Raw genomic sequence first — 11,561 nt, 5'->3', positions numbered from 1 at the left:
AAGGTACATTCTGTTCAATTCGAACAAAATGTACCTTATTTTTATCTAAAAAAGTTAAGCCGTCATAAAAAACGTAAGTTTTTCAGTGACCTCGTGCAATACCGAACTCGTTTTACCCAAGCTGCCTAATGAAATAACCGTGTCTAACTTTTAGGGGTCACTTCATCCTTAGATAACAGTTTTTTTTGAACAGCCTCTTTACCTCTGGGCTGCACTTTCACACTTAATAGGACAATTCGTCATCATTATACTTCGAACATATTCGTTTTTTCTTGTAAGTCTTCCGCCATTTTAGAAAGTGCAGAAGTAGATGCTGTTATTTCTTGCATGGAGGCTAACTGTTCTTCTGTAGCCGCTGAAATATTTTGTGTTCCTTCTGCAGAACTTTGGGCAATTCCATTGATTTGTTCCATAGATTTGGTCATTTGATTAACTCCTGTAACCATCTGTTGTACTGATGAAGACACCCCTTGAATTTGAACAGATACCTCATTGATGGCATGTTGAATTTTTTTAAAGGATTCACCTGCGATGTTTACATTGTTAATACCTGTTTCCACTTCATTCGTTGTGAATTGCATAGAATCTACCGCTCTATTCGTTTCAGTTTGAATTCCTGTAATTAACTCAGAGATTCTCTGTGCCGATACAGAAGATTCTTCGGCCAATTTTCGCACTTCTTCCGAAACGACCGCAAAGCCTTTTCCGTGTTCTCCTGCTCTTGCCGCTTCAATCGCTGCATTTAGTGCCAGTAGATTGGTTTGTGCTGCAATGCCTGTAATAACTTCAACGATTTGTCCAATCTCTGCCGAACGCTCACCTAAACCACTAATTACATTACTTAGACTACCAATAGAAGTTTGAATGGAGTTCATTTGTTGAACAGCGGTTTTAATAATATCATTTCCATCCACTGAAAGTTGTTCTGCTTGGATAGTAGCCTCTGAAACGTTAGTAGAATTTCTAGCTATTGTTTGAACATCTTGTACCATATGATTAACAACATCTGATGTTTCTATAATTGTTCTAACTTGATCGTCCGAGCCGCTTGCCACCTCTAACGTAACAGACGCGATATGCTCACTTGCCTCACTCGTTTGTTCCGCACTTGCCGAAAGCTCAACCGAAAATGCTGCCATCTGTTCGGATGATTGTTTCACCTGACCAATTAGATCTCGTAATTGAGCAATCATATGGCTAAATGAAGACGTTAAGACTCCTAGTTCATCCTTTGAATCATAGTCTACACTAAAATTTAGTTCTCCTGCTTCCGCTCGTTGAATAGCAAATTTTAATTTTTCAATTGGAGAAATTATATATTTTCGTACACCTATAAAACCGATTGCAACAAACAGAATTCCTAATACAATTGAAATGATTAGGGAGATCGTGATACCTTTACTTGCCTCAGCTTTACTTTCCATATTCAATGTACTTGCATATTTTTTATTCAATTTTGTCAGCTCCAAACCTTTTGACATAATTTCGTCAAATACAGGCTTAGCACTTGAATTAAAGAGATTTATTGCTTCCTCATTCTTATTGGCAAGACTTAGTTGAAAGACTTTCTCCATACTTTCTTTAAAGTTTGGAAATTGCTGAACCAATTCATTTATTATTTTGTCCTCATCCGATTTTAAATTGGCTTCTTTAAGTATTTGAAGATTCTTTTCATTCTCTTCAAAAGCATGCATTACTTCATTATTAATTTGTTTAATAGTTGATTCATCTGTAAAAAGGAAAGAACGATACATATTTGATATAATGACCCGATTATTAAGCCTATAATCAGTCAAAACTATACTTGGTTCTAGACGGTTTTTAAAAATATTCTCTGTATTATTCTCCAAAGATTTCATTGTGATATATCCATTCACTTGAATAATACCAACTGTTAAAATGGCTATAAACATTAATAGGACTAACTTTTTAAATATAGATAGATTGCGTAGCATGGTTAATACGCTCCTTTTTAAATTCAATTTTTAGTGCACATTTTAATGAAAGACAATGAATCGTACATTATCAAAGGTGCGAGCCTCCATGTTTATTTACAACATGGAGCTAACCTGCTTGTCTTGTTTAATCCTATGTTTTCATTATATTGACTTTTCTCTTCGTTTTTCTGATAACCTACTTAAAAATAATAATGAATTCCCCTGCTTTTAGCCCCTCCCAATAACATTAGAAAATTTATTTTTCATACTATTCACAATATATTACGACATATTTCGATATTTTTGAACAAAAAATCGACAAAAAAATACAATTGAGTAAATCAACCTAAATTACTACATTTTTTTTAATGAGTAGTTCTTCAGAAACAGTTTCTAAAATTTTTCTAAAGAAAGAGGGATGTCCCAAAAGTCATTTGCAGACTTTTAGGGCATCCCCAGCGTAGTTACATTCTTTTTATTACTCTCTTAGAAATTTTAACGAAAACTATACTTTGCTAACATTTCTCTCCAAGGAGCCATTCGGGCTTCTTCAAAACCCACACTAGTATACCTTGCTCATTGTTTGGCTGATATCCAAGCCATATGACATCAGTGCAATCATCTCTACTCTGGATGTCTTGAACAATCAACTTCATTGTTCTCTTGCCATAGCCACACCCTTGATATCGCTCATCAATTATAAACCTGTATTTCCAATAGTTTCTACCATCTGAATAAATCCTGTATATTGGCCTAGATACTAATTTTCCACACTAATGTCCTACCCCTTGTCTTGGGCATTAATTAACCTTGATGATAAATGAACAAAATAAAGAGCGTGTTTTAAATCGATAACCGATTAAAACACGCTCTTTATAAAAAAGCTTAATCTATTTTAATTACTACATGCTTAGAAGTTAATTGCGCCAGCAAAGAAAATCATAATTCTTCTAATATTAGACAGCCTGCCGTAATTCTTCTTCCTCTTGTATAACTTGCAGATTCGTGTTTTTTTCTCTGCGCTGACATATGTTATTCCAAATAAGAGCTGAAATAACAAGTAGAGTCCCTGCTATATCAAAGATTGTGATTTTATATCCTTGTACCATCATAATGACCAATGTAGTAATTGGAACGAAATTAATGAATAAAATTCCATTAATGGATGATAGGATTTTCACACCATAATTCCAAGTAAGCAATGCTACAATACCTGGCAGTGTCATCATAAACAATAAATCATATTTAATAACAAAAATCGTTTCCATACTTGGGACTGAAACATACCCTTGCATCGTGATGATCATTGTGATGATACCTGTTACAGCTGTGCCAAATACACATGTTAATGTAGAATAGCGGAGAGTTGACCAATCATTAAATGTTTGACCGCCCATTGTATAAATAACCCAACCTACAACTCCAATTAAAATGAATGCTAGCGGAACTAGATTATGTTTCAGTGTAAGAAAGAAACTCATATCGCCTTTTGTAATAACAAAAATAGCTCCAATAAAAGCAATGATCATGCTGCTAATCATATACTTCTTCGGTTTCACTTGTTTATATCCCCAGAGAATAGCAATCGAAATCATCGGCATGAGTGCTTCCATAATCGATGCCACCATAACGCCAGATTTCCCCATTAACATCTGACCTAAGAAAACAAGCACGTTGTAAACAGTAAATGCCATAATCCCAAAAAAGACGAGCAGCTTACCTTTCCCCTCTAAGCGAAACGCTTTTTTTCCTTCTTTCATCCATAATAAAATGACTAATACAATCGATACTGCCCCATATCGAATAATTGAAAAATAGAATGGATTTATATATTCAAGTGCATGATCTGCAACTGGAAACATGGCTCCCCACGACATACTTGCAATTAAACATGCTAGCATGCCTATTATTATTTTACTTTTTCTCACTGTTTTTTCCTCGTTTCTATACAACTTCTATGAAATTCACAATGAGAATTATAAAAAAGAAAATACATCACGTAAAATGATTGAAAGTGATATTAACTATCATTTATAATGATAGTTTTTAAGGGGGTATACTCAATGGAACTACGAGATTTACAGATTTTCAAAAGCGTTGCAAATTACGGGAGCGTCAGCCATGCTGCAAAAGAATTAAATTATGTACAATCCAATGTAACTGCACGTATTAAGCTATTAGAAAAAGAACTCCAAACGCCGCTTTTTTATCGCCATAAAAAAGGGATGACATTAAATCCAGAAGGGCGAAAAATGCTTGTTTACGTGAATAAAATATTGCTGGATGTCGAAGAAATGAAACAGGTCTTTTTAGATAGTGATACACCGACTGGTACTTTAAAAATCGGTACAGTCGAAACAGTGAGTATATTACCAACTATTCTAGCGTCTTACTATAAGGGCTATCCGAATGTCGACTTAACTCTACAAGCTGGTTTAACTGAGGAACTTATTAAAGAAGTAGCGGATCATCAATTAGATGGGGCCTTTATAACTGGACCGATTAAACATCCAGTTTTAGAACAATATGATGTATTTACCGAAAACCTCGTTCTCCTATCACAAAACAAATTATTTCGTATCGAGGAATTTATGTCTACACCAATCCTTGTTTCTAATCAAGGTTGCGGATATCGTTCCAAGCTAGAACTCTGGCTCAAAGATGAAGGTTTACTGCCAAAAAGAATCATGGAATTTAATATATTAGAGACAATTTTGAACAGTGTTGCCATTGGTCTTGGCGTTACACTTGTACCACAATCGGCTGCAGAACATCTTTCTACAACAGGCAAGGTTTATTGTCATCCAATTCCTAAAAAATACGGTACGATTTCAACCGTCTTTATTCGACGAAAAGATGCATATATGACAAATTCGATGGAATGTTTTTTAAAAACAATTGCTGAGCATCGGCATACATAGGATTTTTCAGCCCGTAGAAAGCGCCAACTCGAAGTGACTTTGTTATTGTATCTAAAGGCTAAACGCTTGGTTTTAGTCCCAAGCGTCCTGTTTCCTATCCATCATATATTCATAAACGAATGCAGGCAAAAATTAAAAGACCTAGGCTGGTACAATACCAAACTCAGGTCTTTTAATGTAGTTAAAGTCAAATCAATTGAGTGTCTTATGACTGTAAATTTTATTGATCTTAGCAAATGCTATTTTGCATTTTTGTCGGGTTGATGAATTCCGAATATATTGCCTTCAGTATCAATATAGTATCCCTGCCACGCCATTCCAGGAAGAGCATATTTCGGCATTGCCACCGTGCCACCATTCTCAAGAATTTTAGCCTCTGTTACATCGTAATTTTCCACACCCATTGTACAAGCAAATCCGTTTAAGGCCTGGTTCGGTTCCGGAGAAGGACCTTGACGTTGCATTAAAGCACCATCGATTCCATGCTCGTCTTCATTGCCAGTCACTGCTCCAAAGTAAGGCATTCCTGCATAATCACTCCAATCTTGAAATGACCATCCGAATACCTCTCCATAAAATTTCTTTGCACGTTCCATGTCACTTACATGAATTTCAAAATGAACTAATCTTCCCATGATATCCTCCTATATACTAAAGAATTAAATTACTCACTGTGTTTGAGTACAATTACTATATATTATTATTACAAGGAATGGAAATAAAAAAGAAGAGAAATTATATGCGAAAATCGAGAATAAACATTCTAATGCTTGTTCCCGATTTTGGTTCTATTGCATTTAAGTTAGTTAATTTATAGTGTTTAAATGATCTTTTAAATACTGAATAAATGGATGCTCTTCTATATCTGATTTGCGTGTACATATAAATAAACTTTGCTGAATATCTGCCTGTTCAACATATACCCGAGCTAGTTTCCCATTTGCTATACTTTCCGTCACACTATAGGACGGTGCTAAAGTCATACCGTACCCTGCTTCTACTACTTTTATTGATTCATGTAAGCCCTGCATTTGAAGTCCTAATTTAGGTAATGGACCGTTAAACGTGTAAAAAACCGACTCCAATAAATCAAGTGTCGAGCTTCCTCGTTCCCGATAAATAAAGTCCTCCTTCGATAATTCATAAATGGTGACAGTTTGATTTGCTAAAGAATGTGATGGGTGAACAACAAACCAAAACGGGATATCTACTATTTTTTCAAACTGTAAATCTGGATGACCAATTTTATTTTGTACGACAAAACCAAAATCTACTTCATAATTAAGAACTTGCTCTTCCACAGATTTCACATTGCCCAACGACACAAAAAATTCAATGTGAGGATTAGCAAGCTTATACGCTGCTATAATAGACGGGAGTATATAGTTTGGCGGTATATAGGACGAAGATATATGTATTTTTTCTTCTTTCGCTAAAAATTTACCGAGCTTTTCATCAATTTGTGCTTCTAAATAAAATAAACGCATTCCCTGCTCATACAAAAACTTCCCCTCAGGAGTTAATTGAATGCCACGTCCTTTCCCTTCAATCAGTTTTGTTCCTATTTCGCTCTCTAATTTCCGAATTTGAATAGTGACAGCTGGTTGGCTAAGAAGCATTTTATTCGCTGCTGCGGTAATTCCTCCAAGCTTTGCTACATTAGTAAAAATCCTTAATGCATGCAAATTCATTTTATTCACTCCTCCCTATCCATAAATTAAATTTATGAATAAGCAATTTATATATATTTGTTTTATATATAGTTTAGCAGTAATTTAAGTGTAGAGGTGATTTGATGGAAATTTTACTACATGAATGGTTATCAGTAAATGGATTTATTTTATTTACAATCGGCTTACTCGCAGCAGTCATTGGTGTTCTTTTCGGCGCTGCAGGCTTTATCTTGTTGCCTGCAATGTTACTTATTGGCATTCCGATACATACAACTGTAGCAGTTAATAAATTTGCGACAGGAATTTCAGCTCTATCAAATGTCGTATCGTTTGTAATTAAAGGACATTTATCTTTAAAAAAATTCACATCTTTAATTATGATATCTAGTTTAGGAGGTGTATTGGGCGCATTTTTAGCCACTCGATTATCAGAACAGGTCATGAATGTTGTAGCTTGTGTATTCTTAATTTTCGCATTTTTCATTGTGCTTTGCAGTAATAAATTTATGGTAAAGGATATTAAAGAGGCAGAGGAACAACCAATTAATAAACTCATTCCGTTTGCGATTTCAATATATGACGGTGGTTTTGGACCAGGCTCAGCTCTAATGAATGTAACCTATCATCTTAAAAAGCAATATACCTATATAAAAGCGGTTGAGTTAACAAGAATTATTACGTTTTCAAGTTGTACAGGCGCATTTCTTTTTTACTACTTTACGGGCATTGTTAATTGGGGAATCGCTATTCCTGTTTCCATTGGCTCTATCGTTGGCTCGTTCTTAGGTTTAAAGATAATTCCTTATATCAAAACAAAATGGATTCAAATTTCATTACCCATCATTTTTTTCTTGCTAATTGTTCAGGTCCTATCAGATTTATTGATATAACACTAATTGGCTAATATACTTTCTTTGGCTAGTATATTTGATGGTGTGCAAATTTATCTTAAAAGTAAAAGTACAGAGTTATTTTGGTTGTTACAACAAAAAAGGTTTGAGCAGTTAGTTATGATGAAAGAAAATAACTGTTTGGCCTGAACGAATCTTACATTAAAATATTTCTGTACCACGTTGCGGGTCTATATTAGACATGTAAGTACTACACTAGTTGCTAAGAAAGTGTTCTAATTGCAAAAAAGAAGTCTAAAAAACTAAAATAAAAAAGCAGATTTGGGAAATGAAATATTCCCCAAATCTACTTTTCTATTATAGTAATATATATTGAAAACAGGCTATATTTTCAACTCTTTTATCCCTGCTTTTAATGTATCTGCATCTACTTTTAATGTTCCCCAGCTATCTTTAGCTGATTTTAAGTTAGGTAGTAAAAATTTGAATTTATTTTGTTCCGCTTTTTCAGATGCATTCTCGATATGTCTCAGTACGCCTGAATATTGAGAGTCTAAATCATTCCATTGTGTAGACATAAAAGTAAGTGCGTTAATAGCATCATCGAGTGCATTGTACATCTCACTAATATTACTATGTGCAATTCCAACTACACGATTTAATGTTGTTTTATAATCAACGGTCTGATTTAATTGTGCTAATAACGGTTCTAATTGACCTAATTGATCTCTTGCTACCCCTAACATAATACCACCAGCAATCCACGTCGGAATAGAGGGCACAGATACTGTTATTATTCCATCAGACTCTAATTTTTTATAGTAGTTTACTGATTCTAAAACTTCTTTTAGTCGCTTTTGATCATCCTCAACTGCAACACCTTGGTTTTTTAAAATCGATTGTAAAAGATCTTTGTTACTGCCAAATGCTCTAACATCTTGTCCAATAGCGTCTCGTAATTTAGTTAATTCTACTATTAATTGTTGTGCATACTTTTGATTTTGTTGAATTTCTTCTCGTAAATCTGTAATCCCTTCTATTAACGTCTCTCCATCTCCTGTATTAATGGCCTCTACAATTATGTCATAATAATTTTCGAATTTTGTATCGTATTCAATAATACCTGTCAATGTATCTATCAGCTGTTTTTTTACTTTTGTATCCCATGTAAAGGCATGTGCTCTAGCATCCTTTTGATCCTGTACTATTTTACCAGGCAAATCTGGATAGCCATTAATCTTAATTCCTTCAAAATTGACATCTGGATTCTTAATTAACATATAAGAATAGGCATTCATAGATTTTGCAAAAAGCCCCGCCTTTTGCAAGGTTTCCTTCATCTTCACTTCGTTTGCTGAAAGAGACGTCTCACTATTGTTAGTTTGCTCAATTTTACTTGTCTCAGCAAATGTTGCTACTGGAGATACTACAGCTGTAGTTGTCAAAGTTAAAAACGTCGATACAGCGAGTACTTTGTAAAGAGATGTTTTATTCATTTTAAATTCCTCCTACTGTATTTCAGTTCTTTTCTTCTTGTTTAAAGGCAATGTCTTTTGCAATAAATTCTGCATCTTGATGAATATCATTCCAACTTTGTTTAGCAGCTTTTAAATCATCAGGTATTAAAGAGAGCTTATGTTCTTGCATTTGATCGATATTATCATATAAATCTTTATAATTTGCCCCCATTGTATTCCATTGTTGCTGAATATTCGTCAGAGACATTATTGCTTGATCCACTGTTTGATACAGATATGTCAAAGTGTCTTTAGCGTTAGTAAGAGCAATAACAGCTTGGTTAGCAAAATCAGCTTTCATCGTTAAGTCTCCGATTTTATTCGAAATTTCGTTATAGGAGTTCATATGATTAGAAGCCGTAACACCAGCTGCTGTTCCTAAACCAATACCAGCTGAACCGAGAACTGCAAGGCCGCCTACAACAGCCGGTGTCGCAGTTCCGCCAGTCACAACAATGACTACTCCTCCTGCAATAGTTCCAATAACTAAAACAGCTGCTCCCAAGCCTCCACCAATCGACCATGCTAATACATTGTCAAAATGGGCTTTCTGAGTGGAACGTAGATTCTCAATTTCCGCTTGAAGTTGTGGAATCAATGCCTGTTTTCCCGCTAATATTGCCGTTAATCCACCTTTCCCATCTGGACCGCCTATATTATTTTTAAAATCTATAGTATTTGTATACAGTTTTGTTTTGAAGGCATCTAACATTTTAATTACTTCTGTAACTTCTTTTGAATTTGTATTAATTGTACTGATTAAATCACCTATACCTTCTTTTAAGCCTTCCTTATCTTTCTTTTGTACAGTGTCTATTAATGTGTCGTAATAGTTATTAAATTGTTCATCATAATTGACAATATTACGTGCTGTCTTTTGAATTTTTGGCTTCGCCGTATCTAACCAATAATTCGCATGGATTCGAGATAGGTCCTGATTAAGGTGAATATTTTTGATTAATTCTCCCCCTTCTGAACCTAAATCAATATTGGATAGATTTACATTCGGCTGTTTAATCATTGTTTTTGCGTACAAATCCATTACAAGAATATGTGATCCTGTTTCAGCTAACGCTTTTTTCAGCCCTTCAGGTCCTAATGTATAATAATTTCCTATTTTTTGTTCCTGAGTGATTTGTTCTTGTGCAAGTGCGTGAATAGTACCACTGTTAGCTCCGGTTATAACCGCTGCCAAAGTAGCCACGGTTAACACTTTAAAAGGGAATTTCTTCATATTAATTTCCTCCCAAACTTCGATAGATTTTTATAATTTTAAATTTCAGGATATTAAAATTTATCAGCTTGTTCCTCTAGTTGACTTATTATATTTTTTAATCGTCTTAATGTATCTTTCTGAGTTGTATTGTCAGTAGTATCAGCATTAGTACTTAATTTTGTGACACTATTTTTTATTATGTTCAAATCTTCTTTATAGCGTTTCAATAGGTCAAGTTCTACATCTACTTGGCTAGCGAATGTATGCAAATCATGTTGCATAAGAAGTAGCATTGATTTTTGTAAATCTGCTATCGTTAGTTTCGTTGTTAAATCATATAATTTTTGATTTTGTTGCTCCAAATCATCTAAATATGCTCGTTGTTCTGCCTTTAAATTATTTACTTCAGCGAAGGTACTATAAGTTTTTTTGATTTTTTCTGGGTCAATTGCTTTCATAAGGTCATACTCTTTCGCTTTTGTAGCTGCAGCTGCAGCAATTTCACCTTTTTTATTTTTCTCAATTGCTTCACGAGCTTCTTTTTTAGCAGCTTCAATCTCTAAAGCAGATTTACCCTTTTCTTTTGCTTCTTGCACTGCTTTTTCCTCTGCTTCTAAAATAGATTTATTAATTTCTTTTCCTTTGTTATACGCCGCCGCAGCTGTTTGAGCAGCCGGGTCGATAATATCTTTTGCAAGACTATAAATCTCTTGGAATATTTTAAGCCCTTGTACATTTAAAGCTCCCGGAAGGAATGCAATTTGCTGTAAATCATTTTGAATTAATTTTTTAGTATCTAGTAATTCGTCTTTTAGCTTGTCTATCTTCCCTGTTCCCTCTAAACTTAGTACTCCCTGAGCTTTTGTCACATCCGTATCGAGATCTTTAAGTTTTTTTTCAAGCTGTAATTTAAGGTCTGTTAATTCATTAATCTGAAGTTGCACATTTTCTTGATTCGTCATAGTCATTTCTTGAAGGACTTCTAATCTATCCAAAAAACCTTCTTTATCGTCCTTATTATCTACATATCCTTTTAATGTTGGATAATAGTTATTAAATTTAGTGGCAAACCCTTTACTTTTTGAATTTATTAGCATTAATTTTGGATAATGTTCCGATGACCATTCTTTCATATCCTGTTTTATTAGAAATTGCTCTGTGTTTAAAGCTGGTATTTCCTCTAGCTGTACATTAGGGCTTAATAAAGCCTGATCTATATACATTTGAGTCAATTTAGACTGTGCACCTAATTTTCTTAAAGATGAGGAAATAGCTATGTTCTCTTCTTGAACTTCTGCCTGAGCTATAGGTGTTGTAAAAGTATGTATAGGAATAGCCCCCGTAGTAAAAATAGACGTCATCATTAATCCTGTAATAATTTTCTTTTTCATTTTGTTTACCTCCTTAGATGATATTTTTCAAAATCATTTATGTAATTACTTCTTA

At 34.2% G+C, this 11,561-nt stretch carries 10 protein-coding genes; 2 read left to right on the top strand and 8 right to left on the bottom strand.

Annotated elements, in window-relative coordinates:
• Positions 1-245: 245 nt before the first annotated feature.
• From ACMZ42_RS24665 to ACMZ42_RS24655, 3 genes are all read right to left on the bottom strand, one after another.
• A complete protein-coding gene (locus tag ACMZ42_RS24665) occupies positions 246-1,955 on the bottom strand; it encodes a methyl-accepting chemotaxis protein (RefSeq protein WP_415733116.1) in 1,710 nt (569 codons plus the stop codon).
• Between the two features lie 497 nt (positions 1,956-2,452).
• Positions 2,453-2,677 carry a GNAT family N-acetyltransferase gene (locus ACMZ42_RS24660; RefSeq protein ID WP_402868921.1) on the bottom strand — a complete coding sequence of 75 codons (225 nt, stop codon included), beginning with the start codon at positions 2,675-2,677 and terminating at the stop codon, positions 2,453-2,455.
• Between the two features lie 216 nt (positions 2,678-2,893).
• The gene (locus tag ACMZ42_RS24655) at positions 2,894-3,838 is read right to left on the bottom strand and encodes a DMT family transporter (protein ID WP_415733117.1); all 945 of its coding nucleotides are present in this window, start codon (positions 3,836-3,838) and stop codon (positions 2,894-2,896) included.
• Positions 3,839-4,000: 162 nt separating this feature from the next.
• On the opposite strand from ACMZ42_RS24655, the gene ACMZ42_RS24650 reads away from it, so the two are divergent.
• The gene (locus ACMZ42_RS24650; RefSeq protein ID WP_415733115.1) at positions 4,001-4,858 is read left to right on the top strand and encodes a LysR family transcriptional regulator; all 858 of its coding nucleotides are present in this window, start codon (positions 4,001-4,003) and stop codon (positions 4,856-4,858) included.
• 239 nt (positions 4,859-5,097) lie between these two features.
• Here the strand turns inward: ACMZ42_RS24650 and ACMZ42_RS24645 are convergent, their stop codons facing one another.
• Together ACMZ42_RS24645 and ACMZ42_RS24640 are read right to left on the bottom strand one after the other, a co-directional pair.
• Positions 5,098-5,493 (bottom strand): VOC family protein, encoded by a 396-nt coding sequence (locus ACMZ42_RS24645; protein WP_402868719.1) that lies wholly within the window; start codon positions 5,491-5,493, stop codon positions 5,098-5,100.
• A 171-nt stretch (positions 5,494-5,664) separates the two neighbouring features.
• Positions 5,665-6,549 carry a LysR family transcriptional regulator gene (locus ACMZ42_RS24640; protein WP_415733114.1) on the bottom strand — a complete coding sequence of 295 codons (885 nt, stop codon included), beginning with the start codon at positions 6,547-6,549 and terminating at the stop codon, positions 5,665-5,667.
• A gap of 104 nt (positions 6,550-6,653) precedes the next feature.
• Between ACMZ42_RS24640 and ACMZ42_RS24635 the strand changes: the two genes are divergently transcribed.
• On the top strand, positions 6,654-7,421 hold the full coding sequence (locus tag ACMZ42_RS24635) for a sulfite exporter TauE/SafE family protein (protein WP_415733113.1): 768 nt from the start codon (positions 6,654-6,656) through the stop codon (positions 7,419-7,421).
• Between the two features lie 344 nt (positions 7,422-7,765).
• Here the strand turns inward: ACMZ42_RS24635 and ACMZ42_RS24630 are convergent, their stop codons facing one another.
• Genes ACMZ42_RS24630 through ACMZ42_RS24620 form a run of 3 tightly spaced genes read right to left on the bottom strand, consistent with a single transcriptional unit; the run spans position 7,766 to position 11,506 of the window.
• Positions 7,766-8,878: an HBL/NHE enterotoxin family protein gene (locus tag ACMZ42_RS24630; protein WP_415733112.1), complete on the bottom strand. Its 1,113-nt coding sequence runs from the start codon at positions 8,876-8,878 to the stop codon at positions 7,766-7,768.
• A gap of 22 nt (positions 8,879-8,900) precedes the next feature.
• Entirely contained in the window at positions 8,901-10,133 is a 1,233-nt protein-coding gene (locus ACMZ42_RS24625; RefSeq protein ID WP_370076069.1) for an HBL/NHE enterotoxin family protein, read from the bottom strand.
• Positions 10,134-10,186: 53 nt separating this feature from the next.
• The gene (locus ACMZ42_RS24620; RefSeq protein ID WP_415733111.1) at positions 10,187-11,506 is read right to left on the bottom strand and encodes an HBL/NHE enterotoxin family protein; all 1,320 of its coding nucleotides are present in this window, start codon (positions 11,504-11,506) and stop codon (positions 10,187-10,189) included.
• Between the last annotated feature and the right edge of the window lie 55 nt (positions 11,507-11,561).

This window comes from Lysinibacillus sp. NPDC056185, assembly GCF_047737915.1.
Classification (GTDB): Bacteria; Bacillota; Bacilli; order Bacillales_A; family Planococcaceae; genus Lysinibacillus.
This window is presented reverse-complemented; position numbering and strand designations above follow the sequence as displayed.